Below are 24108 nucleotides of genomic sequence, written 5' to 3' on the forward strand. Positions count from 1 at the left end.
TCAGGCCCCCTGTTCGTCTTGGGTGTCCGGGCGGGCGGTGGCGGCCGGGCGCAGGGCCTGCTGGAAGCGGGCGACGGCGTCGGCGGCGGCGCGGAGGTCGCAGGGGGCGCTCCAGAGCAGCCAGCGGGCCTTCTCGAAGCGTTCGACGACCTCGGGGTCCTCGGCCACGTCGAGGCGGGCGGCCATCGCCTTGTAGGCCTCCAGCCGGCCGCGGAGCTCGGCGCGGGCGGCGAGCGGGGCGGCCACCTCGGTGAGGGAGTGGCGGGCGCGGGAGAGTTCCTTGGCCGCCGCGTCCTCCAGGGTGTCCAGCAGCGGGGCGAGCCGGTGCCACTGGCCGGACTGCTGGAGTTCGACGGCCAGCGCGATCCGCTCGCGCAGGACGGAGGCGGGCCCGGGCACGGCCGGCACCTCGGTGGCCGCGATCTTGGCCAGCACCTCGCCCCGGGCCCGGCGGGCCTCGGCCAGGGTGGCGTCGGCGCGCTGGACCAGGTCGCCGACCGAGAGCAGCCGCTCGTGCGCCTCGTCGCGCAGCCGCAGCAGCCCCTCCAGCTCGACCCGGATGCCGTCCAGCGCCCGGCCGGCCCGGTCGAACCGCTCGGTGTCCACCGCGCCGCCCGCCGCCGGGCGGCCGAGTCCGCCGCCCTGCTCCGGCACCCGGGCCGGGCGCCACAGGGCCAGCGGATCGGCCCGCACCTCGGCCCGCAGGGCCGTCAGTTCGCCCTCCAGCTCGGCCAGGTCGTCGGCCATCGGGTGGGCCCCCGGCCGGACGCCGACCGAACCGGCCAGCATCCGCACCCGGCCCAGCTCGGCCAGCAGCAGCTCTATCCGGGTGGGCAGCGCGGACCAGACGGCGTCGGCCGCCCCGACCACCTCGAGCACCGTCGCGTACCAGCCGTTCATCCGCTCGACCAGCTCGGCCAGGCTCACCTGTTCGACCAGCCGGGCCGGGGCAGGCCCGTCCGGGCCGGGCAGTCGGCTGCCGGGCACGTTCACGGCCGGCCCGCCGAGCAGCTCGCTCAGCTCGGCGAGCTCGGCCCCGCCGGGCTTGGCCCGGCGCGAGCGCACCGCCCGGGCCGAGGCCAGCGCCTCGGAGTACCGGTCGAAGAGCGACCAGAGCAGGCCGAGGCCCTGCTCGGCGAGCGCCCAGCGCTCCTGGGTGCGGCCGGTCAGTGCGGCGCCGTCGAGCAGTCGACGGCCGGGGTGGTCCTGGAGGGTGAGCAGGGCGGCCTCGACCGCGTCGCGCTCGGCGCTGAGACGGGCCAGGGCGCGGTCCACCTCTTCGCGGCTCATCGCCGGTGCGGGCACGCGGGGCGTCCTTTCCTGGGGCGTGGTGACGGTGATGTCAGGGGAGGTACTGGGCCGGGTCGGCGCCCATGCTGGCCGCCAGCCAGCGCTGGTAGCTCGCCTGCCAGCCACCGCCGGCACGGTAGTCGGCGAGCACCTGGTTGACCCGGGCGACCAGGTCGGTGTCCTTCTGGTTCATGGCGATGCCCATGTAGGCGGGGACGATCTGTTCGCCCGCCATCTCCACCGTCGGGTCCTGCGCGGTCTGCGCGGCGGCCAGCGTGGTGTCGGTCAAGGTGGCGTCCACCTGGCCGAGTTGCATCAGCACCAGGCAGTCGAGCTGGTTGTCCACCAGGGTGACGGCGGCGGCGCCGCGCGGGTTCTGCTGCAGCTCGGTCTGCGAGGAGGACTGCTTGGCCGCGCAGACCCGCTTGCCCCGCACCCCGTCCTCGAGCTTGTCGACGTGGGCCGACCTGGGCACCACCAGCCGCTGGCCGGAGGAGAAGTAGGGCACGGAGAAGGCGACTTGCTGCAGCCGGTCGCAGGTGATGGTCATGGTGCGGGCGATCAGGTCGACCTTGTGCTCCTGGATGGCCTGGATCCGCTGGGCTGTCGGCACCGTCTTGAAGGTCACCTTCGCCGGGTCGCCCAGCAGGGCCTTGGCCACCGCGTGGGCCAGGTCGATGTCGAAGCCCTCGATCTGCCCGGTCTGCGGGTCGCGGTAACCCCAGTGGTAGCTGTTCTGGTCCACCCCGACGACCAGCGTGCCGGCCTTCTTGATCCGCTGGACCGCCGCTCCGCTCTCGTCCCGGCTGGCCGGCAGGCTGCTCCTGGTGTCGCAACCGGCCGCAGCGGCCGGTACTTCGGCCGGGGCGGCGGCAGGTGCGGCCGTGACGACCCCGGTCGGCGCGCCCTGCGAGCTGCCCGCGCCGAGCAGCCCGGCGGCGGCCGCGACCACGGCCACCAGCGCCTTGTTCCGTACTCCTCGCATCGCTCTCCCCCCGTCTACCGGTACTCGGCCAGTCGGCGGCCGAGGCCGAGGACCACACCGGCCGCGCCCAGTACGGTGAGCACGGCCGCCCCGCCGGCGAGCGCGTACCACCAGCCGCCGACCCCCTGGGCCGCCGCGCGGAACTCAGCCTGCTCGATCGTGGCGGCCCGCGCCAGGTGCGTGTCCATGGTGGCGAAGGCCGTCGCCGAGCTGCTCGCCGCCGTGGCGTCCACGGTGGTGCGCAGCGCGGTGTCGTAGTCGCCGTTGTGGTTGGCGTCCGCCGCTGACTTGTGCGCGGTGTCCCAGCTCCGGAACGCCGCTGCGGCGGCGGCGAGTTCGCCGTCAACCCCGGCCGGGGCGTTGCGCCCGGCCAGGTCGAGCAGGGCCCCGGCCGGTGCACTGCCGCCGGCGCCGGGCTTGCCGGCCAGCGCGGCGCTGTCCTGGTCCCACTGCGTGGTGTAGGTGTCGGAGGCGCCCCGGGCGACCAGGTCGAGGTACTCGGCGGTGCGCGCCTGGAGCGCGGTGAGCCGTAGCTGGTCGAGCTGGCGCAGCGGCAGGGCGGCGTGCGCCCGGCTGCGGTCGAGGCCGCTCTGCGCCGTGGTGGCGGCCGTCGCCAGCCAGCCGAGGGTGACCAGCACGGCGGCCGTGGCGCCGAGCAGCCCGAGGTTGAAGACCCGGTTGGTCCGGCGCAGCAGCAGCACCTGACAGCGCACCAGCGCCGCCAGCACCAGCACCCCGAGCACGGCGGCGACCACCGGGAAGCCCAGCGCCGCCCGGTAGTCGGCGTCCAACTGTCCGCCCTCGGCCTGCACCAGCTGCTTGGCCGAGCCCAGCATGCTGCCCTGCATCAGCCCGGAGGCGTATCGCAGGTACGCGCCGCCGAGCGGCAGCCCCTGCCGGTCGTTGGCCACGGCGGTGGCCACCAGGGCGGAGTACTGGGGGAGCTGCTGGTTCAGGGTGGCGATCGCGTGCTGGGCGTCCGAGCTGGTGTCGGTCCGGGCGGCGGCCCGGGCCAGCAGGTCGGCCGCCTTGGCCAGGTCGTCCTGGTAGCGCTGCCGCCCGGCGGCCGTGGCGTTCCCGGCCAGCAGGAAGTTGGCGGCGGCGGTGGTGTCGGCGTCGGCCAGCGAGCGGTAGATCTCGGCCGCGTCCTGGCTGAGCGGTTCGCTGTGCGAGACCACCCGGTCGGTGGCCAGCCCCCGGCTGACGGCCTGCCAGGCCGTGGCCGCCCCCGAGACCAGCAGCAGGCCGAGCAGCAGCAGCACGGCCAGCCGGAGCCGCCCGGGAGCGGTGCGGGTGGCCCGGCGCAGCCGGAGGCCGACCCGTCGCCAGGGCGCGCGGTACGGCGCGGCCGGCGGGGTGACCACGGCCGGAGTCGCCGGCCCGGTCTGTGCGGCAGCGCCCGCCTGGGCGGGCACGGCCACGGTTACGTGTGCGGACTGCGGCCCTGCGGCCTGCCGCTCGGATCTCTCCGCCGGTGTCGCCACCTCTCCCATCCCCCCTGTGGACCCTGAGCTCCCGGGCATCGGCCCGTCGGCAGCAGTATCACCGCGCGGCCCACCGGTCACACGTGACTTGCGCCGATCTTGAGCTTCGGCCCGTCCCCCGTCCTGACGGGCGACGCGGGAAGCACCCTATGCGGTTCCCCGGTGGGTCAGGTAGCGGAGGGGTTACCTGTTCGGCCCAATAGCATGGCCCCATGCGCCTGCTCGGAACGATCTCGCCCACCCGTCCGCTGCTCGTGGTCGCCGTCGAGGAGGAGGCCGCCCACCTCGGTGACGCGCTGCCCGTCCTGCTCACCGGGATAGGGAAGGTCAACGCCGCCTCCGCCCTGGCCACCGTGCTGGCTCGGGGCGACCGCCCCGCCGGCATCGTCAACCTCGGTACGGCGGGCGCCCTGCGGCCCGGCCTGGCCGGCACCCACGAGATCGCCACGGTGATCCAGCACGACCTCGACACCGCCGTGCTGCACCAGCTCACCGGCCGCACCTACGGCGCCCCGGTCACCCTGCACGAGGGCCCCGGCCTGACCCTGGCCACCGGCGACCTCTTCGTCTCCGACGAGGACGCCCGCGAGCGGCTGGCCCGCAGCGCCGACCTGGTCGACATGGAGGGCTACGCCGTGGCCACCGTCGCCCAGCGCGCCGGGGTGCCCGTCCGCCTGGTCAAGCACGTGAGCGACGAGGCCGGCGCCGGGGCGGACCGCACCTGGCGCGAGGCGGTGGACGGCTGCGCGAAGCTCCTCGCGGAGTGGGTGGCCGACGCGGATCTCTGAGCGGATCTTCAAGCGGCCGCGGCGAGCAGGGCCTCGGTGGTGACCACCTTGGCGAAGCGCATCGAGTGCAGCGCCGCCGCGGTGGCCCGGGCCAGCTCGGCGGCCGGGACGACCGTCCCGTCCGGGGTGGCCATGTCCACCGTGTGCATCGCGTCGATCGGGAAGACCACGTCGTAGCCGAGGTTGCCGCCCATCCGGGCGGTGGTCTCGTTGCACACGTTGGTCAGGATGCCGATCGTCACCAGCTGGGTGGCGCCGCGCCGCTGCAGCCACTCGTGCAGGTCGGGCGTGCCGTAGAAGCTGCTGTTCACGGTCTTGGTGACGTGCAGATCGGCGGCCACGGCCGCCACGTACGGCTTGAGCTCGTACCCCGGGGTGCCGGGCGCCAACGGCCCGCTCGCCGACCGGTGCTGGACGGTCACGATCGGCCGGCCGGTCCGCTGCCAGGCGGCGATGACCGAGGCCATCCGCTCGTCGGCCGAGGGGTTGTCGCGGGGCCCGAAGTACGCCCGGTCCTCGAAGCCCTGCTGGACGTCGATCACGATCAGGACGGCGTCCTCGGCGAGCTGGAGCGGGGCGTCGAATGCACTGGTGTTCGTCATGGCTCCAGACTGGCCGGACGGCCCCGGCCCCGGTGAGGGGCCCGGCTGCCGCCGGTGGATAGATTCCCGCCATGCGTACGGTGGGGTGTCTGGTCTTCGACGGGGTCCGTGCCTTCGACTACGCCGTGATCAACGAGGTCTGGGCGGGCTCGGAATTCGACCTGCGGGTCTGCGGGCCGGTCGGGGCGAGGGTACGGCTGGGCGGCGGGCTGGAGTTGGCGCCGGCCCACGGCCTCGACGGGCTGCTCGGCTGCGACCTGGTGGTGGTGCCCGGGGTGGCCGACCCGGCGGCGGCCCGGCCGGAGCCCGTGCTCGCCGCGCTGCGGGCGGCCCGGGCGCGCGGGGTGCCGGTGGCCGGGCTCTGCGCGGGAGCCTTCGTGCTGGCCGAGGCGGGCCTGCTGGCCGGCCGCACGGCCACCACGCACTGGCGGCTGGCCGCCGAACTGGCCGCCCGCCATCCGACCGTGACGGTCGACCCCGAGGTCCTCTTCACCGGCGACGGCGAGGTGTGGACCTCCGCCGGCGTCGCGGCCGGGATCGACCTCTGCCTCCACCTGGTCCGGGCCGCCCACGGCCAGAGCGCCGCCGCCGGCATCGCCCGCTCGATGGTCACCGCCCCCTTCCGGGCCGGCGGCCAGGCCCAGTTCATCCCCTCCCCGGTCCCAGCGACGCAGGACCGGGCGGACCCGCTGGCGGAAGCCCGGAGCGCGGTGCTCGACGCACTGGACAAGCCGTGGAGCGTGGGGGAGTTGGCCCGGATCGCGCTGATGTCGGAGCGGACCTTCGCCCGCCGCTTCACCGAGGCGGTCGGCGTGCCGCCGCTGCGGTGGCTGCTGGAGCAGCGGGTGCTGGCAGCTCAACGGCTCTTGGAGGAGACGGAGTTGGGGGTCGGACAGATCGCCGCGAGATGTGGCTTCGGTACGGCGGTCGCGTTCCGGGCGGCGTTCGTGAAGCGGGTGGGTGTCGTGCCGTCAGATTACCGGCGAACATTCGGAAGACAGGGGCGCGGGGAACTGCGCGAGGTCGGGAGAAGCGGACAGTGACTTCTCCCGACTGAGCCAGTTGCACGCGAACGCACATAGTGCAACCGGGTCAAACAGTAAGACTGCGGGCCTGATTGGGGCTGGCCGCGCCGTTCCCCGCGCCCCTGGAGGGTGCAGCTGACTCGTAGTGCAGACGCAACCGCTCCTGCGCGGCAGGGGAGGCGCCCAGGGCGTCCAGGCCCAGCAGGGCTGCGCCGAGGACCGGTGGGGCGACCACGATGCGGGGGGCGGCCAGGGGTGCGGCGGCGGCGAGGCGGGTCTGGATGTTGTCGATCAGGAGGGGGTGGCGGGAGGAGAGGACGCCGCCGCCGAAGACGACGGGGGCCGGGGTGTCGAGGAGGTCGAGGCGGGTGAGGGCGACCACGGCGAGGCGGGTGATCTCGTCAGCCTGACGGTCGACCAGTTCGAGGGCGACGGCGTCGCCGGCGGCCGCCTCGTGGAAGAGGACGGGGACGAGCTCGTGCAGCCGGGTGTCGGCGATCCGGCCGAGGTGGATGGCCTCGGCCACTGCGGCGGCGGTCGGCAGGCCGAAGTGGGCGGCGATCGCCGGGGCGAGGCCGGTGGGTCTGCCGCGGCCGTCCTCGGCGCGGTGCGCGTGCCAGAGGCTCTCGGTGGCCAGTCCGTGCCCGCCGCCCCAGTCGCCGGTGAGGGCGCCGAGGGCGGGGAAGCGGGCGGTCCGGCCGTCCGGCAGCAGGCCGACGCAGTTGATGCCGGCGCCGCAGACCACGGCCACGCCGAGCGGGCCCTCGGTGCCGGCCCGCAGCAGGCCGAAGGTGTCGTTGACCACCGAGCTGCTCACGCCCCAGGGGCGGGCGGCCACCGCGGTCTGGAGGGCCTGCTCCTCGACCGGCAGGTCGGCGTTGGCCAGGCAGGCGCTGACGTGGGTGGTCAGCGGCCGCCCGCCGAGGGTGAGACTGGCCTGGGCGGCGACGGCCTCGACCAGCGGGGTGAGGCCGGCCACGGCGGTGTCGGCGCCGACGCGCTGCGGCTGGAAGCCGCCGCCCCGCGCGGTGGCCAGCACCTCGCCCGCCGCGCTCACCAGCGCGACGTCGGTCTTGCTGTTGCCCGCGTCGATGGCGAGCACGCCGGGGAGTTGTTCGTCGGTCGGACGGTGGTCCATCAGGTGAAGGTCCCTGCTCGTACGTGTCCCGGCCGCCCCGGCCGGGAGGTGGTTGCCCGTGGCGGGCCCGCGCCGCAGTCCGGGTGGGCCCGCGTCGCGGCTCGCGTCAGGCCCAGGGGAGGTGGGCCTTGTTCTCGGCGAGCAGCCGGTCGGTGAGCTGCTCGGCGAGGTCGAGCTGGCCGACCAGCGGGTGGGCCAGCAGCGCGTCGAAGACCCGGTCCCGGCTGCCCTTGAGCGCAGCCTCCAGGGCCAGCTGCTCGTACGCGGTCACGTTCGCGATCAGCCCGGCGTACAGCGGCTCGACCGGCCGCTGCGGCAGCGGGCGGACCCCGTCCCGGCCGACCGAGGCGGGCACCTCGATGACGGCGTCCTCCGGCAGGAAGGGCAGCACGCCGTCGTTGCGGGTGTTGACCACCTGGACCGAACTCGCGGCCCCCGTCCCCAGCAGGGACGCGATCAGCTGCACGGCCGCCTCGGAGTAGAACGCCCCGCCGCGCTTGGCGAGCAGCTCCGGCTTGGTGTCCAGGGTCGGGTCGGCGTACATCTCAAGGAGTTCGCGCTCGATCGCCGCCACGGCGGCGGCCCGCGAGCCCTTGACCTTGAGCTCCGCCACCACGGCGTCGTGCTGGTAGAAGTAGCGCAGGTAGTAGGAGGGGACGACGCCGAGCCGGCGGATCACCGGGAGCGGCAGCAGCAGGTCCTCGGCGATCTCCGGGCCGAAGCCGTCGAGGAGTTCGGGCAGCACCTCGCGGCCGGTGTCGGCGCCGGGGGCGTCGAGCAGGGTGACCCCGCGCTCCCAGGTGAGGTGGTTGAGGCCGACGTGGTCCAGGCGGATCAGCTCGGGGTCGACGCCCAGGTGGGCGGCGAACTTGCGCTGGAAGCCGATGGCCACGTTGCAGAGGCCGACGGCCTTGTGGCCGGCGGTCTGCAGGGCGCGGGTGACGATGCCGACCGGGTTGGTGAAGTCGACGATCCAGGCCTCCGGGTTGGCCCGGCGCACCTGCTCGGCGATGTCCAGCACGACGGGTACGGTGCGCAGCGCCTTGGCCAGGCCGCCCGCGCCGGTGGTCTCCTGGCCGACGCAGCCGCACTCCAGCGGCCAGGTCTCGTCCCGGTCGCGGGCGGCCTGTCCGCCGACCCGGAGCTGGAGCAGCACGGCGTCCGCCCCGGCCACGCCGGCGGTGAGGTCGGTGGTGGTGGTCACCAGGCCGCCGTGGCCCTGCTTGGCGAAGATCCGGCGGGCCAGGCGGCCGATGAGTTCGAGCCGGTCGGCGGCCGGGTCGATCAGGACGAGTTCGCCGATGGGCAGCGTGTCCCGCAGGCGGGCGAAGCCGTCGATCAGCTCCGGGGTGTAGGTCGAACCGCCGCCGACGATAGCCAGTTTGAGAGCCATCAGCCCTTGACCCCTGTCAGTGTCACGCCTTCGATGAAGGCCTTCTGAGCGAAGAAGAAGAGGATGATCACCGGGGCCATCACCAGCAGGGTGGCGGCCATGGTGAGGTTCCAGTTGGTGTGGTGCGCGCTCTTGAACGACTCCAGGCCGTAGCTGAGCGTCCAGGCCCCGGGGTTCTCGCTGGCGTAGATCTGCGGGCCGAAGTAGTCGTTCCAGCAGTAGAAGAACTGGAACAGTGCGACGGCGGCGATGGCCGGCTTGGACATCGGCAGCACCACCCGCAGCAGGGTACGCAGTTCGCCGCAGCCGTCGATCCGGGCGGCCTCGATGTACTCCTTGGGGATGGTCAGCAGGAACTGCCGGAGGAGGAAGATCGAGAAGGCGTCGCCGAAGGCCATCGGGATGATCAGCGGCCAGAGCGAGCCGCTGAGGTGGAGCTGCTTGGCCCAGAACAGGTACATCGGGATGACGGTGACCTGCGGCGGCAGCATCATCATCGAGATGACCGCCATCAGCGCGAGGTTGCGGCCCCGGAAGCGGAACTTGGCCAGCGCGTAGGCCACCGGCAGGCTGGAGACCACGGTCAACAGGGTGCCCAGGCCCGCGTAGACCAGGGTGTTGCGCCACCAGGTGAGGAAGCCCGGGGTCTGCCAGATCTTGACGTAGTTGCCCCAGTGCCACTCGTGCGGCCAGAGGTCGGCGCTGAGCGTCTGCTGGTCGGACATCAGCGAGGTGAGGAAGACGAAGACGAACGGCAGCACGAAGAAGAGCGTCGCGGCGATCGCCACCGAGTGGCTGGCCACCCAGTGCAAGGCGGCCCGGCGCCGGGCCACCTTGGCGGCGGTGGTCAGCGGCTGCGCGGTGGGCAGCGAAGCGGTCAGGGTCATGGTGGCTCAGTCCTCACTCGACATGCTGCTACTCGACAAGAACCCGGACTTGCGGCGCAGCAGCAGGGAAGTGAAGGCCATCGAGATCGCGAAGAGCACGAGGGCCACGACGCAGGCCGAGCCGTAGTCGAAGTGCTGGAAGCCGAGGTTGTAGACCATCTGCGGGAGCGTCCAGGTAGAGCCGTGCGGGTAGCCGGGTTCGAAGGCCTGGCCGGAGCCGCCGATCTGGCCGCTGGCGACCTTCCCGGCGACGATCGCCTGGGTGTAGTACTGCATGGTCTGGATCACGCCGGTCACCACGGCGAACATCACGATGGGCGAGATGTTCGGGTAGGTGACGAAGCGGAACTTCTGCCAGGGGCCGGCGCCGTCCAGCTCGGCGGCCTCGTACTGCTCCTTGGGCACGTCCAGCAGGGCGGCCATGAAGATGACCATCAGGTCGCCGATGCCCCACATGGCGAGCATGGTGAGCGCCGGCTTCGACCAGCTCGGGTCGGTGAACCAGCCGGGCTGCGGCAGGCCGAGCTCGCCGAGCAGGTGGTTGACCGGGCCGGTGCCGGGGTTGAGCAGGAAGGCGAAGGCCATCGTGGCGGCCACCGGCGGGGCCAGGTACGGCAGGTAGAACATGGTGCGGAAGAAGCCGACCCCGGTCTTGAGCTTGGTGATCAGCAGCCCGATGCCGAGGCCGAAGGCGACCCGCAGGGTCACCATCACCACGACCAGCCAGAGCGTGTTCTCCAGACCCTGCCAGAAGGACGGGTACTTGGTGAAGACGTAGGCCCAGTTCTTCAGGCCGCTGAAGACGGGTGCGCCGAACCCGTCGTACTTCATGAAGGAGAAGTAGACGGTGGAGATCAGGGGGTAGGCGAAGAAGACGCCGAAGCCGATCAGCCAGGGGGAGAGGAAGGCCAGGGTGCGGGCCGCCTCCCGGCGGCGCTTGCGCTTCAGCGCGGGCGCCACCGGGAGGGGCTTGGAGCCGAGAAGTGCCATGGTCTGCCCGCTACTTGGCCTGGTCGATGGCCGCGTCGATCTCCTTGGCCGTCTTGGCGAGACCGGCCGGGATGTCGGTCTGCTTGCCGGCCTCGATGTCGTAGCCGAGGTTCTGCAGGCTCACCTGGTAGGCCCCGCCGTTGATCGAGGCCGGGGTGGTGTTGGAGGCCGGGTTCTTCGCGATGTCCAGGAAGGTCTTGAAGTTCGGGTCGTTCAGCAGCTTGGGCGAGCTGAGCGCCTCGATGGTGCTCGGCACGTTGTGGATCGCGTTGGCGAAGCTCACCACGGCGTCCGTGTTCGTGGTCAGGTACTTGACGAACTCCCAGGCGGCGGCCTGCTTCTGGCTGGTGCGGGCGATGCCGATGATGGTGCCGGTCTGGTAGCCGCGGCCGTAGCTGGCGGCCTGGTCGTCCGGCACCGGGAAGGGCGCGGTGGCCCAGTCGAAGCCGACCTTGTCCTCGGCGAGCGAGGCGGTGCGCCACTCGCCGTCGATGGCCATCGCGACCTGGCCGGTCTCGAACGGGTTCTTCGCGCTGAACTCGTCGCCGAAGGTGGTGCGGTACTTCTCGAGCTTGGCGAAGCCGCCCAGCTTGTCGACCAGGCCCTTCTGCCAGGTGAGCATCGCGGCGACCTTCGGGTCGGTGGCGATGCTCGACTTGCCGTCCGAGCCGAAGTACGAAGGGCCGTACTGGCCGAGGAAGTGCGCGGGGGAGGACTCGTAGCCGTGGTAGTTCGGCATGAAGCCCAGCTGCTTGAAGCTGTCACCGTTGGCGATGGTCAGCTTGACGGCGTCGGCCTCGAACTCGCTGAAGGTCTTCGGCGGGGTGGTGATCCCGGCGGCGGCGAAGGCGGCCTTGTTGTAGTACAGCCCGTACGCGTCGCCCAGCAGCGGCAGCGAGCACTGGTTGCCCTGGAACTGCGAGTAGTTGAGCATCGCGGCCGGGAAGGTCTTGGCCGGGTCGATGCCGTCCTTCTTCAGGAACGGGCCGAGGTCCGTCCAGACCTTCGCCGAGCAGAACTTGCCGACGTTGTCGGTGGTGAAGGAGGAGACCACGTCCGGTGCGTCCGGGCCGCCCGCGCGCAGCGCCTGCTCGCTCTTGTCGTCGGCGATGTTGGCGACGACCTTCACGTGGATGTTCGGGTGCGCCTTCTCGAAGGCGGCGACGTTGTCGTTGATCGCCTTGGTCTCGTTGTCCTGGCTCCACCCATGCCAGAAGGTGATCGTCACATCCTTGCCGGCGGCCGAATCGCCCGCGGAGCCACCGGAGTCGGTGCCGGTGCAGGCGGTGGCGAAGAGGGCCAGGACGGCGCTGCCGGCAGCGGCGGCGAGCAGGCGGCGGGATCTGCGGGGGGTGTGCACTGGAGGGTCCTCCTGGAGGTACGGGAGCAGGCTTCATCGCCCGTCGGCCCGTGCTGGGGGGATGGGTGTGGTGCAGGCGGAGCGGGGAGTCCTTGGGTGGAGCAGGGAGTCAGTGGGTGGAGAACACCGCTTCCCGAGCTGTGGCGAGGGCGCGTTGCAGGGCGCCGTGCAGGACGGGGGAGCCCGGCACGGAGCTGCTGCGCACCTCCGGCCGGGGGATGGAGATCTGGGCCAGCGTGTCCTGGACGAGCTCGCGCAGGCGGTCGCCGCCGGCTGTCGGGATGCCGCCGGAGATCACCACCAGCTCGGGATCGACCACCGCGACGATCACGGCCAGCCCGATGGCCAGCCGCTCGGCCAGGGTCTCCAGGAAGCGGTCGCCCGCACCGGGCGTGGCGAGCGCGAGGGCGATCGCCTCCCCGGCGCCGGCGGCCGCGAGACCGTGCTCCTGGGCCAGCGCGAGCACCGCGGGGGCGCCGGCCAGCTCCTGGAAACCGCCGGAGTTGCGCCGGCGGGGCTTGTGGATCAGCGGCGCGCCGGGCACCGGCATGTAGCCGACCTCGCCCGCGCCGCCGGTGAAGCCGCGGTGCAGCCGGCCGGCGATCACGATCGCCGCGCCGATGCCCTCCTCGGCCCAGAGCAGCACGAAGTCCTCGCAACCCTGCGCCGCGCCGAAGGACTGCTCGGCTATCGCGGCCAGGTTGACGTCGTTCTCCACGCTCACCGAGGTGCCCAGCGCGCACTCCAGGTCGGCCGTCAGGCGCGGCGAGTGCCAGCCGGGCAGGTGCGGGGCGTAGCGGAGCTTGCCGGTGGACGGGTCGAGCGCGCCGGGGACGCCGATCACCACCTCGCGCAGGCAGTCGGCGGGCAGCCCGGCCTGGCGGACCGTCTCGGCCACGGCGGCGGCGGTGCGCTCCACCGTCTCGGCGGCCGGCCAGCCCTTGGTCGGGGCGGTCAGCTCGGCCAGCGTGCGGCCGGTGATGTCGGCCACCGCGACCTTGACCCGGGTGGGCGTGACGTCGAGCCCGGCCACGTACCCGCTGGCCGGGTTCACCTGGTACAGCTGCGCGTTCGGCCCGGGGCCGCCGGCGGTGGTGCCGACCGGCTCGACCAGGCCGGCCGATTCGAGCCGGGCCAGCAGCTGGGAGGCGGTGGGCTTGGAGAGGCCGGTGAGGCTGCCGATCTGGGTCCGGGAGAGCGGGCCGTTGGCGAGCAGCAGTTCGAGGGCGGCCCGGTCGTTGATGGCGCGCAGCAGGCTGGGCGTGCCGGCGAGCGGGGTACGGGTGGTGTCGGTCACAGCCCGCATCCTCCTCTGTCGCCGGGCGGGTCCACTGGGCGGGGCTACCGGGCGGGCCGGGGCGGCCCCTCCGGCGAACTGTTAGGAAACTTTCCAGTCGCTTCGAGAGGACGGTAGATCCCGCGTCAGCGGGGTGTCAATGACTCGGTGGGCCCTGGATGCCGAAGCGTTACGGAAAGCACCGAGCCCCGCCACGGGGGCGGGGCTCGGGCGTGCCTTCCGGGTCCGGTGCGGCGGGCCGTCAGGGGCGGTCCTCCGGGGCCGGCAGCGGGATCGGCTTGGTGGCCAGCGACCGGGCCGAGGCCGGGTCGGCCAGGATCGAGGGGGCGGCCGTCTCCACCGCCGGGGCGGCCACCACCGCGACCGGCTCCTCCTTGAGCTTCACCCCGGCCAGGTCGAAGGCGGTCTTCAGCCGCTGCCGCAGGGCCCGGCCGACCAGCGCCGACTTGCCCGGCGTGGTGCGCGCCTCGACCCGCAGCACCACCGAATCGGCCGCCACCGACTCCACGCCGAGGATCTTCGCCCGGCCCCAGATCAGCTCGTCGTAGGGCGTCTCCTTGCCCAGCTGCTCGGCCGTCTCCACGATCAGCGCCTCGACCCGCTCCAGGTCCTCCTTGTAGCCGACCTGCACGTCCACCGAGGCGGTGCCCCAGCCCTGGCTCATGTTGGCGATCCGCTTGACCTCGCCGTTGCGGATGTACCAGATCTCGCCGCCGGCCCCGCGCAGCTTGGTCACCCGCAGGCCGACCTCCAGCACCGTGCCGGTGGCGACCCCGGTGTCGATCTCGTCGCCGACCCCGTACTGGTCCTCCATGATCATGAAGACCCCGGAGAGGAAGTCCGTCACCAGGTTCCGCGCGCCGAAACCGATCGCCACGCCGGCCACCCCGGCGCTGGCCAGCAGCGGGGCGAGGTTGACCCCCAGGGCGGAGAGCACCATCAGCGCGGCCGTGCCCAGGATGGAGAAGGAGGCCACGCTGCGCAGCACCGAGCCGATCGCCTCGGCCCGCTGCTGGCGCCGCTCGGGGTTGACCACCCCGCTGTTGGCCAGCAGCCCGCCGAGCCGGCCGAACTCGGCCTCGCTCTCGGCGTGCCGGGTCATCCGCCCTATCAGCTGGGTGATCAGCTTGCGGACCATGGCGCGCAGCACCATCGCCAGCACCACGATGAAGACGATCCGCAGCGCGCCCTCGACCCAGCTCTGCCAGTTGGCACCCAGCCAACCGGCCGCCTGCCTGGTGGTGTCGGAGACCTCGCTCGCGCTGGTCGGCACTCTCAGGTCCAGCTTGGGCAGCGGGTCGTCGGAGGCGGGGGAGGGGCTGGGGCTCGGACTCGCCGAGGCGGCGATCAGCAGGCCGGTGGCGCGGAACACGGACGGACCTTTCCGGGGCGGGCGGTGTGCACGGCCCGCGCCCCGACGGGCCCAGGGCCGTTCGGGCCAGCTTAGTCCGATGCCGGGTCGCCTCCGTCCGGGTGGTTGCCCGGCGTGATCCGGCGACCGGTGCCAGGACGAAGCGGCCGAAAAGCCGGGGCCGGTGGTGCATTCCGGCCATCGCCTGGGCATATCCGCTATGACCGGTGATGGCAACTGCCTCATACAGGTCCGTTACACAGGAGTGGTGGCGCCCCACGACACCGTGAGGCGACACTGATGGTGATCGCGGTGCGAGCTGCGGTCACCCGCTCGTCCCGGCGCGAGCCACGCGCCGCAGGCGTCCAAGGAGGCATCCGTGCCACATGTCCTGGTCCTCAACGCGTCCTACGAGCCGCTCGGCGTGGTCACCATGCGCCGCGCGCTCATCCTGGTCCTCAACCACAAGGCGGTCAGCCTGGAGGATTCGGGAGTCACTCTGCACAGCGCCACCAGCGCCGTCACGGCGCCGTCCGTCGTCCGACTGACCCGCTTCGTGCGGGTCCCGTTCTGCGGGCCCGTCCCGCTCACCCGCCGAGCCCTGTTCGCCCGTGACCACGGGCGCTGCGTCTACTGCGGGGCCGCCGCGACCAGCGTCGACCACGTCATTCCGCGCAGCCGGGGCGGCCAGCACCGGTGGGACAACGTCGTGGCGGCCTGCCGCCGCTGCAACCACACCAAGGCCGACCGCCACCTCACCGAGCTGGGGTGGCGGATGAAGCGTCCACCGGCCCCGCCCAGCGGGCTGGCCTGGCGGATCATCGGCACCGGCCTGAGAGACCCCCGCTGGCGTCCGTACCTGGAGCCGTACGGCGGGGTCGAGCAGTTCCGCGAGTACGAGCACCACGATCATCCGGAGCAGCCCGTCGGCCACCCGGCCGCCGTCACGCCCACCCGTCACCCCGTCACCCGTACCCACCGCGGCGAGCAGCCGGAGCCACTGCCGGCCTGACCGTCGCCCGAGCCGACCGGGCATGCCCCTCGGTACGCCTCATGGGCCGCCGTTGCACCCCCTCAGCGGGAGCAACGGCGGCCCGCCGTTTTGCCCTGCTGCTACGGGCTCGGGCTGGCCGTCGGGCTCGGCACGGCCGTCGGCGGGGTGCTCGGCGCGGTCGGCAGCAGCGGGGCCACCGGCAGGGTCGGCACCACGGGCAGCGGGGGGAGCGAGGGCAGCAGCGGCGGGGGCGTGACCGGCACCGGCAGCGAGACGGCGTACGCCTCCACGCCCCAGAGCGAGTACCCGTACTTGGTGGCCCGGGTGACGCCCTGGACCCGGACGTACCGGGTGCCCGGCGCGTCGAACCGCACCGTCTCGGTGCCGCCCCGGCCGTCGTCCTCGCGGGCCACCGTGGTCCAGTGGGTGCCGTCCGCCGAGGTCTGCACCTGGTAGGCCGAGGCGAAGGCGTCCTGCCAGTGCAGCACCAGCGAGCCCAGCCGGACGGGCTGCGGGAACTGCAGCTGCACCCAGGCGTCGTCCTTGGCCGGCGAGGACCAGCGGGTCTTCGGGTCGCCGTCGGTGACGGCCGAGGCCGGGAAGGCCGGGGTCTCGTCGCCCGAGGAGGAGGCCGTCGCGCCGGGCGCCAGGTCCGGCCCGCCGGTGGGCGGCACCACGTGCACCTGGAGGGTCTGGCGGACGGTCACCGTGCCGACGGTGAAGGTGAGCGGCACCTGGTACGTGCCGGACGGGGTGTCCGCCGCGGCCGTCAGCTGCACCGGGGCGCCCACCTGGCCGCCGCGCGGCACCGTCACGGCGGCCGTGGGCGTCACGGTGAGGCCCTTGGCGGCGGCCGGCACCTCCGCCTTGAGCTCGCCGCTGACGCCCTCCGGACGGCCGGAGACCAGCACCGCCTTGGTCTGCGCGGGTGTGCTCTGCCCGGCCACCACGTCCAGGCCGGGGTCGCTCAGGCTCATCCGGGCGGCGGGGATGTCCGCGTACCAGGGCACCACCTGGTTGACCACCGGCGGCGCGCCGCCCGGGGCCCAGACCAGCCGCATCGCGTCCACCGCACCCGGGGCGGGCAGCTCGTTGTAGCCCGGCTGCACGGTGCCGACCGGTGTCCAGGCGCCGGCCTTGCGCACCTCCAGGGTGGCCGTGGCGTGCACCGAGGGGTCGGTCAGCACGGTGACCCGGTCCAGCGGGCGGGCCGCGCCGAGCTCGATGGTCAGCGGGGTGTCGGCGGCGGTCGGCGCGGCGGCGGCCCGGTAGGCGGTGTCCGGGTTGCCGTCCAGCACCGAGGAGGGGGCCGCGCCGGGCAGCGCGGCGGGGCCGCCGGAGACGGTGGCCGGGGTGTCGCCGGGGGCGGTGATGCTGAAGTCGCGCACCGCCATCCCGCCCTTCTGGCTCGCGGTGGCCCGCAGCCGGACGGCCTTGGCCACCGTGCCCGCCGGAGCGGTGGCGGTGACGTTCTTCTGGTTGTGCACGGTGGCCAGCTGCTTCCAGCCGCCCTCGCCGGTGGTGTACTCCAGCACCCCGTCGTGCAGGTAGTCCTCGGCGGCCGAGGCCGCGTCCGGCCCGTCGCCCCATGAGCCCATCAGCACCGTGACGGTGCCCAGCGGGCGGCCCGCGCCGAGGTCCAGGCCGACCGAGTCGCCGGTCTGCGGCGGGGTGCCGCTCCAGTAGAAGGTGTCGGGCGCGTCGTCGGTCATCAGCGCGGGGGCGTGGTCGTGCGCTGTGCCGAGCGTGGTGGTCGGCGTCAGCGCCCCGGCCCGCACCCCCGACCAGCTGTCGGCCGAGTGCAGCGCCCGGTCCAGGAAGCCGTCCAGCACGCCTGCACCCACGGTGGCGGTGCCCTGCGCCAGCTGGGTGCGCAGCTGGCGCAGCGTCACCCGGGCCTGCCAGGCGGCCGAACCGTTGCCACCGCGCTGGGCCACCAGCATGTCCACGGCTGTCTGCCCGGCCCGGCCGTACCCGGCCAGCTGGGCCAGCCAGGGGGCGGTCTCCGGCCCGATCTCCTCCTTGGCCAGGGCCTGTTGGGCGCCGGCCATGGTGGTGAACGCCGCGCGCAGCGCGGCGGCGGCATCCAGAAGCCGGGCCTGGTCCGGGGCCGCGTCGTTGGCCCCGCTCGGGTCCAGGGCGGCCCAGAAGTGGTCCAACAGCGGTGCCAGGTAGGCGGATTCGGTGGGGGAGAGCGGGGAGGAGAGGCTGTTGCCGGCCAGCGCGGTGAGCGCGGCCAGGCCGGCCTCGCTGCCCGCGAGCGGGCGCAGCGCGGCCCGCCAGGAGTCGGCGGGGTGGTAGCCCGCCGGGTTCCAGGCGAAGTCGGCGGCGGTGGCCAGCGGCACCCGGGAGGCGACCGGCTGGGTCATCGCCGAGGTGAGCAACGCCGCCGAACGGGAGGCGAGCCCGGCCTCCCGGCCGGTGTAGGCGCCGAGGTAGAGCCGGTCCGGGGCCGAGTCGTTGGCCGGGTAGCTGTCCAGGGTCATCAGCGGGTGCGCGAGGGCGGTGGCGGCGTCCTCGGCCTGGGCGCCGGTGATCTTCGCGGGGAAGGCCGCGCCGCCGCTCCAGGCGATCTGCACCTCCTTGGGCAACGCCGCCACCAGCGCCGTCCGGTACGGCGAGGAGCCCGACCGCTGGTACTCGGTGGGCACGATGCTGAGCGGCGCGAGCTCCGGGTGCTTGGCCGCGAACCTGTCCCGCACCTTGGTGACCAGCGCCGCCTGCGCCTTCGCGGCGGCGGCCGGGCCGGTGCCGAAGTTCTTCCGGTCCACCGCGCAGTGCCACTCGGTGTAGCTGACGTCCAGGAACTGCAACTGGAAGGCGCCGAAGCCGAGTTGGCGCAGCTGCTCCAGCTTGGTCAGCAGCGCGTCGGAGTCCCGGGTGGAGCTGTAGCAGAACGACTGCCCGGGGTCGATCGAGTAGCCCAGCGTCACGTGGTCGGCCTGCGCGCGCTCGCCCAGCTTGCGCAGCTCCTCGGCCTGCTCGGCCGGGTAGGCGTCGCGCCAGCGGGCCAGCCGGTACGGGTCCCCGCCGGGGGCGTAGAGGTAGAAGTTCTGCTTGGTCCGGGCCAGGAAGTCCAGCTGGCCGAGCCGCTCCTCGGTGCTCCACGGGGTGCCGTAGAAGGACTCGGCGAGGCCGCGCACCGGCGCCCCGCTCGGCCAGTCCCGCACGGTCACGGCCGGGAAGGCCGCACCGGTGCTGGTCCTGGTGAGCAGCTGCCGCAGGCTCTGCACCGCGTTGAAGGTGCCCACCTGGTCGATCCCGGCCAGCACGATCGCCCCGAACTGCCCCTCCAGGGTCGGCAGTTGCCCGGCCGCCAGCAGGTATCCACCGCTCGGCAGCCCGGTGTACGAGGGCCCCTGGGTGTCCTTGTCCCCGGCCGCCACCGAGAGGTCGCGCAGCGCCCGGTCCACCGTCCCGTCCGCACCCTCGGCCGGCCCGCCCACGTACACCACCAGCGAACCGGCGGTCGGGGTCTGCGGCTGCGAGTGCTGCTCGCTCACCGTGGCGACCCCGGCCTCGGTCAGCAGCGCCTTCAGCGCCGCCACGGCCGGTCCGTCGGCCTTGTCGGCGAGCACCAGGCTGACGCTCTTCGGCACCGTCACCGGCGCCCCGCCCTGCTGCAACTCCTGGGGCTTCGGGTAGATCTGAGGGTTCGTCAGACTGCCTTGGGCGTACGGGGCCTCCGCCGCTGCCGCCGCGTTGCTCACCGTCCGGTCGAAGCCCGGCACCGCGTACCCGGGCGCGCTCACCAGCAGCCCGCCCACCACGGCCGCCGCGGAGAGCGTGGCCGCCAGCTGCAGCGCCTTCCGGCGCGGCCCGCGCCGCCGCTCCGCCCGCACCGAGGCCAGCAGCGGTTCCGTGCCCTTGAGGTCCGCGATCAGCCGGTCCGCCGCCTTGGGCGCCCACTGGCGCGCCGTCCGCGCCGTCGCCCGCCGCGCGGCCAGCGCCGCCGGATGCCCCAGCACCTCCCGCAGCGCCGCACTCCGCTCGACCGCGTCCCGCAGCCGACGCCCCGCCACCACGGACACCCGAGCCTGCACCAGGAGCCTCCTCATACCCGCCGACCACCCGGCTCTCCGGACCTTGGCCAGCCCATCAGTTGCCACGTCCGGTGTCAACGGCACTGCGGCCTATGTCGGGTTTGTCCGCTGCGAAGATCAGGTGACCGTCGGCGGGGGCGGGTGGTATGCGCACGGCCCCTCCCCGGCGTGCCGCCGCGGCTCTCAGGGACGGGCCCCGCCGAATCCGCGTCGGCTGAAGCGGGTCAGGGCCAACTCGGTGCGCAACTCCTCCAGCCGCTCCAGCGCGGGCGTGCCGTAGAAGGCGTGCAGGAGTTCCCGGTCGAGGGCGTGGGCCCCGTAGAGGTAGGGACGGCCGCCGACCTCGGCGCACACCTCCAGCAGGCGGCGCTGCGCGCGGCGCGTGGCGGAGACGAGCTCCTCGTCGGCGACGGGGGCCGAGGCGAACACCCCGATGCCGTACTGGACGGGCGCGTCCAGCACGGGGGCCAGGGCGAAGGGGGCGGCAGGGCCGGGGCGCTGGACGACCAGGAAGTAGAGGCTGACCAGGCTCTGGGCCAGGCCGGGCTCGGCGATCAGTTTCTCCAGCGCCGCGGTGAAGGCCGGCAGGCCCGCCTCGTCCAGGACGTAGTCGGCCCAGAGGTTCGCATGGGTGTCCGTCCCGAGCAGCGGCGCGAGGTGTCCGGCGACCTCCTGGTGGAGCAGGACGGTGTAGCCGGGTACGGGGAGCACCGGTGTCGCGAGGCCGGTCTCCTCGGCCCCGGGGGCCAGGGAGAGCTGCGAGTACCAGGCTTGGCGGTCGTACATCCCGAAATACCCCTCGAACCGCGGGTCGGCGGCGACGCGCGGGAGGTGGGAGACCAGGTCGGCCAGGCCGCTATGGTCGACCCGGGTGACGCGGGTGACGCGGGTGACGGCCGGGCGCTCCACGGTGCGCAGGACCGCCGTGGTGAGGTGGCCGACCTGGCCGACGCCGCCGAGGGCGTACCGGAAGAGTGGGCTTTACCCCAGGTTGTGGACACTTCTGAGAAGCGGATCTTCGGGTCCGTGGAGAGGATGTCCTCATGGGTACTGCGAGGTACTCGGGGGAGTTCAAGCGGGACGCGGTTGCTTTGGTGGAGTCCAGCGGGCGCCGGGTCTCGGCGGTGGCGCGGGAGCTGGGTGTCAACCCGGAGTCGCTGCGCCAGTGGGTTGCACGCTCACGCGCACAAGCGCCTTCTGGTGCGGGCGGTGAGGGCCCGTTGACCCCCGCCGAGCGCGAGGAACTGCGCCGGCTGCGCAGGCAGGTCCGTGAGTTGGAGCTGGAGAAGGAGATCCTGCGGAAGGCGGCTCAGTATTTTGCCAAGGAGATGGGCCGATGACCGGCCGCTGGCGGTTCATCTCCGACCATCGTGACCTGTACGGAGTACAGCGGCTGTGCCGGGTGCTGAGCGTCTCGGCGTCCGGTTTCTACCGGTGGATACACGCCACCCCTGTCCGTGTGGCCCGCAAGGCGGCCGACGAGGTGCTGGCCGGGCGGATCGAGGAGATCCACGGCGAGTCGAACGGCGCCTACGGCGTCCCCAGAATTACCCGCGAGCTGCGCGAGCGGCACGGCGCGGTGAACCACAAGCGGGTTGCCCGGCTGATGCGCGAGCGCGGCCTGGCCGGGCGGCGCCTGCGGCGCACGGTCCGCACGACGATCGCTGACCGGACCGTGCCCCCGGCGCCGGACCTGGTCGGGCGGGTGTTCGCCGCCCCGGCACCGGACGTGCGCTGGTGCGGCGACATCACGTACCTGCCGGTCGGTGGGTCGTGGATGTACCTGGCGACGGTGATCGACATGCACTCGCGGCGGGTCGTGGGCTGGTCGCTCGCGGAGCACATGCGTGCCGGCCTGGTCGTCGACGCCGTCCGGTCAGCGGTCGCCGCCCGGGGCGGCGATGTGCGCGGTGTGCTGTTTCACTCCGATCGCGGGGCGCAATATACGTCGGCGGCCTTCGCCGAGGTCTGTCGGGCGTACGGGATACGGTGCTCGATGGGCCGGGTCGGCTCGAGTTACGACAATGCGATGGCGGAGTCGTTCTTCGCCACGCTCAAGCGCGAACTGCTCTATGGTTCCCGATGGTTGACCCGGCCCCAGGCGCGCATGGCGGTCTTCGCCTGGATGGCCTGGTACAACCGTCGCCGACGGCACTCCGCCCTCGGCTACCGAAGCCCCGTCGACTACGAACGGCAGCACGCCAGGCCTGTTACTAACCTGGACTTGGTCGCATAACAGGCAAGTGTCTACGAAATAGGGCAAAGCCCGGACCCAGATCACCGGCTACACCTACAACCCGGCCGGCCAGATCACCTCCATCACCAACACCCCCGACAACACCCCGTCCCTCCGGGACCGGGAGTGCTTCACCTACGACCGCCTCGGCCGGCTCACCACCGTGTGGACCGACGGCGGAGGCATCACCACCCCGCCGTCCACCCCGTTCACGGCCCTCTCACAGGGTGCCTGCACCAACGCGACGCCCACCAGCGGCGCCGTTGCCCCTGCCAAAACCACCGTCAAGGGCGGTAACCCCTACTGGCAGGAGTACCGCTACGACCTGACCGGCAACCGCACCGCCCTTATCCAGCACGACCCGCTCGGTGACACCACCAAGGACGTCACCACGACCCAGACCTTCGGCCAGGCCCCCAACACCAAGACGAACAGCCCCAATCCGGACAGCGGCACGGGAGGACCGCACGCCCTCCTCACCTCCTCCGTCCAAACCGGCAGCGGCACCCCCGCGGTGAGCAGGACCCAGTACGACGCCGCCGGCAACACCGCTTACGTCACTGATCCGAACGAGTTCACCACCCTTCTCTGGGACCGCGAGAACAAGCTCGAAACCGTCGACAAGCGCACCCAGCCCGGCAACACCCACTACGTCTACGACGCCGACGGCAACCAGCTCATCCGCCGCTACGCCGGCCGTAGCACCTACTTCTTCGGCGCCGACGAGATCACCGTCAACAACAACGTCACGCCCAAGGACATCGCGGGCACCCGCTACTACCCGATGCCCAACGGCATCACCGACGTCCGCGTCGGCAACAGCAGCCTGGTTGCCCAGATCGCCGACCACCACGGCACCAACTCCCTCTCGATCGACCTCAGCACCAACACCAAGACGCGCCGCCCCACTGACCCCTTCGGCAACCCCCGAGGGACCCAGCCTGCACCCGGCACCTGGGCGGGCGACAAGGGCTTCGTCGGCGGCACCAAGGATGACGTCGCTGGCTACACCAATCTCGGTGCTCGTGCCTACGACACTCTTCACGGACGGTTCATCAGCCCTGACCCACTGTTGGACTTGGCGAACCCGCAGCAGTGGAACGGCTACGCCTACAGCAACAACGACCCGGTCAACTTCAGTGATCCAAGTGGTCTCCGCGGAGACCCTGACGGCGTGTGGTGCGATAATCACGATTGCAGTGGCGGTGCCAAGCAGTACGCCGATGACTTGCATGACAAGCAGACGCGACGCGACCGGGCGGTTCAGTTCAACCATGTGAAGACAATTCTCAAGCAACTTGAGGACTACACCACCGTCAAGCACTGCACCGGCCTCGGAAAAGCGACTTCCTGTCGTACTCAGCAGCAGATCGACAAGGATGGCTCTGACAGAAGCCGCCTCTATGCCGAAATCCGAGACTCGTCGGCCGCCATAACCCAGATGTTTGGCCATGCTGCAGAGTCGCTTATCGGGGCGGCAGGGATTGTTGGAGGCGCTGGCTTCGATTTCCTTGGAGGCGTTGAGTGCGCTACCGGTGTACTCTGCCCTGCCGGGGCGGCTACCATAGTGGCTGGCACTGCCACCATTGGCGGGGGAATTTGGCTGGCAGGGAGCGGGGCAAAGGGCCTCGGCAGTGATATTCATACTCTCCTGAGTGAATCCCATGAAACTGGTGGAGGCTCCCCTGGTGGAGTATTCAATGATGGAGATATATTTCTTCAGACCTTCAACACGCACTCTGGGGATTTGGATGTAGCTGCAGAGGTCACGCATTCGGGTCGGGATCTTCACCTTGACGATCTGATGATTTTTCCGCGCGGCACCGCAGGGCTGGAGCGATCGGCAATGGGACCGGAGGCGATCAACTCTTTGAAGTCGCAGATTTCGGACATGGCTCGACGGCAAGGCTTCGATAAGATCATCATCTCGTATACGAGATACTTGAAGGGTGGGGAAGTTAGGCGCCCCGGATCCATGACAATTGACCTGGGAGGAAACTGATGGATCGAGAGTCCCTTGACCGGGTGAGCGAGGAGATTTCGACCCGGGGGGGTGTGAGAGCTGACGTGGAGGCAGCTCGAATTAGAGCCTCTGGGTACTCTATTGTCGAGTCGGCCTATATTCTCGCGAAGGCATTTGCGGTTCCGCTTTCCGAAGCGAAGCGCATTGTGGTTGCCGTGGAATCTAGAAGCGGGGGGATTTGGGATTTTGACGCCCTCCATGATCGTCTCATCGGAGACTAGC

The 24108-nt window shown here is 72.2% G+C and carries 18 protein-coding genes; 5 read left to right on the forward strand and 13 right to left on the reverse strand.

The window, feature by feature from the left end:
• From CFP65_RS26970 to CFP65_RS26980, 3 genes are read right to left on the reverse strand one after another with little or no spacing between them, the layout of a single operon-like run.
• A complete protein-coding gene (locus CFP65_RS26970; protein ID WP_104818619.1) occupies positions 1 to 1290 on the reverse strand; it encodes a hypothetical protein in 1290 nt (429 codons plus the stop codon).
• Positions 1291 to 1342: 52 nt separating this feature from the next.
• A complete protein-coding gene (locus CFP65_RS26975; protein WP_104818620.1) occupies positions 1343 to 2275 on the reverse strand; it encodes a glutamate ABC transporter substrate-binding protein in 933 nt (310 codons plus the stop codon).
• A gap of 14 nt (positions 2276 to 2289) precedes the next feature.
• Positions 2290 to 3696 (reverse strand): hypothetical protein, encoded by a 1407-nt coding sequence (locus tag CFP65_RS26980; RefSeq protein WP_104818621.1) that lies wholly within the window; start codon positions 3694 to 3696, stop codon positions 2290 to 2292.
• Positions 3697 to 3971: 275 nt separating this feature from the next.
• Here CFP65_RS26980 and CFP65_RS26985 point away from each other — a divergent pair, with 275 nt between their 5' ends.
• Positions 3972 to 4547, forward strand: coding sequence for a nucleosidase (locus tag CFP65_RS26985; RefSeq protein ID WP_104818622.1), 576 nt, complete (start codon positions 3972 to 3974; stop codon positions 4545 to 4547).
• An 8-nt stretch (positions 4548 to 4555) separates the two neighbouring features.
• Here the strand turns inward: CFP65_RS26985 and CFP65_RS26990 are convergent, their stop codons facing one another.
• Positions 4556 to 5149: a cysteine hydrolase family protein gene (locus tag CFP65_RS26990; RefSeq protein ID WP_104818623.1), complete on the reverse strand. Its 594-nt coding sequence runs from the start codon at positions 5147 to 5149 to the stop codon at positions 4556 to 4558.
• A 71-nt stretch (positions 5150 to 5220) separates the two neighbouring features.
• Here CFP65_RS26990 and CFP65_RS26995 point away from each other — a divergent pair, with 71 nt between their 5' ends.
• Positions 5221 to 6192, forward strand: a complete 972-nt coding sequence (locus CFP65_RS26995; protein WP_254552584.1) for a GlxA family transcriptional regulator — start codon at positions 5221 to 5223, stop codon at positions 6190 to 6192.
• A gap of 49 nt (positions 6193 to 6241) precedes the next feature.
• Here CFP65_RS26995 and CFP65_RS27000 read toward each other — a convergent pair whose 3' ends face one another.
• From CFP65_RS27000 to CFP65_RS27030, 7 genes are all read right to left on the reverse strand, one after another.
• A complete protein-coding gene (locus CFP65_RS27000; protein WP_104818624.1) occupies positions 6242 to 7312 on the reverse strand; it encodes an N-acetylglucosamine kinase in 1071 nt (356 codons plus the stop codon).
• Between the two features lie 106 nt (positions 7313 to 7418).
• Positions 7419 to 8705 (reverse strand): 6-phospho-beta-glucosidase, encoded by a 1287-nt coding sequence (locus CFP65_RS27005; protein ID WP_104818625.1) that lies wholly within the window; start codon positions 8703 to 8705, stop codon positions 7419 to 7421.
• Positions 8705 to 9592, reverse strand: a complete 888-nt coding sequence (locus tag CFP65_RS27010) for a carbohydrate ABC transporter permease (protein WP_104818626.1) — start codon at positions 9590 to 9592, stop codon at positions 8705 to 8707. The genes CFP65_RS27005 and CFP65_RS27010 overlap by 1 nt, the downstream gene beginning before the upstream one ends.
• 6 nt (positions 9593 to 9598) lie before the next feature.
• Positions 9599 to 10582 carry a carbohydrate ABC transporter permease gene (locus tag CFP65_RS27015; protein WP_104818627.1) on the reverse strand — a complete coding sequence of 328 codons (984 nt, stop codon included), beginning with the start codon at positions 10580 to 10582 and terminating at the stop codon, positions 9599 to 9601.
• Positions 10583 to 10592: 10 nt separating this feature from the next.
• A complete protein-coding gene (locus CFP65_RS27020) occupies positions 10593 to 11942 on the reverse strand; it encodes an ABC transporter substrate-binding protein (RefSeq protein WP_104818628.1) in 1350 nt (449 codons plus the stop codon).
• Positions 11943 to 12051: 109 nt separating this feature from the next.
• Complete coding sequence (locus CFP65_RS27025; protein ID WP_104818629.1) at positions 12052 to 13248, reverse strand: ROK family transcriptional regulator; 1197 nt, start codon at positions 13246 to 13248, stop codon at positions 12052 to 12054.
• Between the two features lie 232 nt (positions 13249 to 13480).
• A complete protein-coding gene (locus CFP65_RS27030; protein ID WP_254552586.1) occupies positions 13481 to 14611 on the reverse strand; it encodes a mechanosensitive ion channel family protein in 1131 nt (376 codons plus the stop codon).
• 358 nt (positions 14612 to 14969) lie between these two features.
• On the opposite strand from CFP65_RS27030, the gene CFP65_RS27035 reads away from it, so the two are divergent.
• On the forward strand, positions 14970 to 15602 hold the full coding sequence (locus tag CFP65_RS27035) for an HNH endonuclease (protein ID WP_104818631.1): 633 nt from the start codon (positions 14970 to 14972) through the stop codon (positions 15600 to 15602).
• Between the two features lie 101 nt (positions 15603 to 15703).
• Here CFP65_RS27035 and CFP65_RS27040 read toward each other — a convergent pair whose 3' ends face one another.
• Positions 15704 to 19627, reverse strand: coding sequence for a beta-N-acetylglucosaminidase domain-containing protein (locus CFP65_RS27040; protein ID WP_254552587.1), 3924 nt, complete (start codon positions 19625 to 19627; stop codon positions 15704 to 15706).
• A gap of 183 nt (positions 19628 to 19810) precedes the next feature.
• Positions 19811 to 20536 carry a hypothetical protein gene (locus CFP65_RS27045; protein WP_104818632.1) on the reverse strand — a complete coding sequence of 242 codons (726 nt, stop codon included), beginning with the start codon at positions 20534 to 20536 and terminating at the stop codon, positions 19811 to 19813.
• Positions 20537 to 20670: 134 nt separating this feature from the next.
• Between CFP65_RS27045 and CFP65_RS27050 the strand changes: the two genes are divergently transcribed.
• Both CFP65_RS27050 and CFP65_RS27055 read left to right on the forward strand, forming a co-directional pair.
• A protein-coding gene (locus tag CFP65_RS27050) for an IS3 family transposase (protein ID WP_371682471.1) occupies positions 20671 to 21863 on the forward strand; the annotation gives its coding sequence in 2 pieces (ribosomal slippage) (positions 20671 to 20899 and positions 20899 to 21863; 1194 coding nt in all).
• 163 nt (positions 21864 to 22026) lie between these two features.
• Positions 22027 to 23865: an RHS repeat-associated core domain-containing protein gene (locus CFP65_RS27055; RefSeq protein WP_104818633.1), complete on the forward strand. Its 1839-nt coding sequence runs from the start codon at positions 22027 to 22029 to the stop codon at positions 23863 to 23865.
• Positions 23866 to 24108: the final 243 nt, after the last annotated feature.

Source organism: Kitasatospora sp. MMS16-BH015, from assembly GCF_002943525.1.
Lineage (GTDB): Bacteria > Actinomycetota > Actinomycetes > Streptomycetales > Streptomycetaceae > Kitasatospora.

Coding starts and splice junctions, on each gene's coding strand:
- CFP65_RS26970 (WP_104818619.1), bottom strand. CDS start 1,290: ATGAGCCGCGAAGAGGTGGACCGCGCCCTGGCCCGTCTCAGCGCCGAG.
- CFP65_RS26975 (WP_104818620.1), bottom strand. CDS start 2,275: ATGCGAGGAGTACGGAACAAGGCGCTGGTGGCCGTGGTCGCGGCCGCC.
- CFP65_RS26985 (WP_104818622.1), top strand. CDS start 3,972: ATGCGCCTGCTCGGAACGATCTCGCCCACCCGTCCGCTGCTCGTGGTC.
- CFP65_RS26990 (WP_104818623.1), bottom strand. CDS start 5,149: ATGACGAACACCAGTGCATTCGACGCCCCGCTCCAGCTCGCCGAGGAC.
- CFP65_RS26995 (WP_254552584.1), top strand. CDS start 5,221: ATGCGTACGGTGGGGTGTCTGGTCTTCGACGGGGTCCGTGCCTTCGAC.
- CFP65_RS27000 (WP_104818624.1), bottom strand. CDS start 7,312: ATGGACCACCGTCCGACCGACGAACAACTCCCCGGCGTGCTCGCCATC.
- CFP65_RS27005 (WP_104818625.1), bottom strand. CDS start 8,705: ATGGCTCTCAAACTGGCTATCGTCGGCGGCGGTTCGACCTACACCCCG.
- CFP65_RS27010 (WP_104818626.1), bottom strand. CDS start 9,592: ATGACCCTGACCGCTTCGCTGCCCACCGCGCAGCCGCTGACCACCGCC.
- CFP65_RS27015 (WP_104818627.1), bottom strand. CDS start 10,582: ATGGCACTTCTCGGCTCCAAGCCCCTCCCGGTGGCGCCCGCGCTGAAG.
- CFP65_RS27025 (WP_104818629.1), bottom strand. CDS start 13,248: ATGCGGGCTGTGACCGACACCACCCGTACCCCGCTCGCCGGCACGCCC.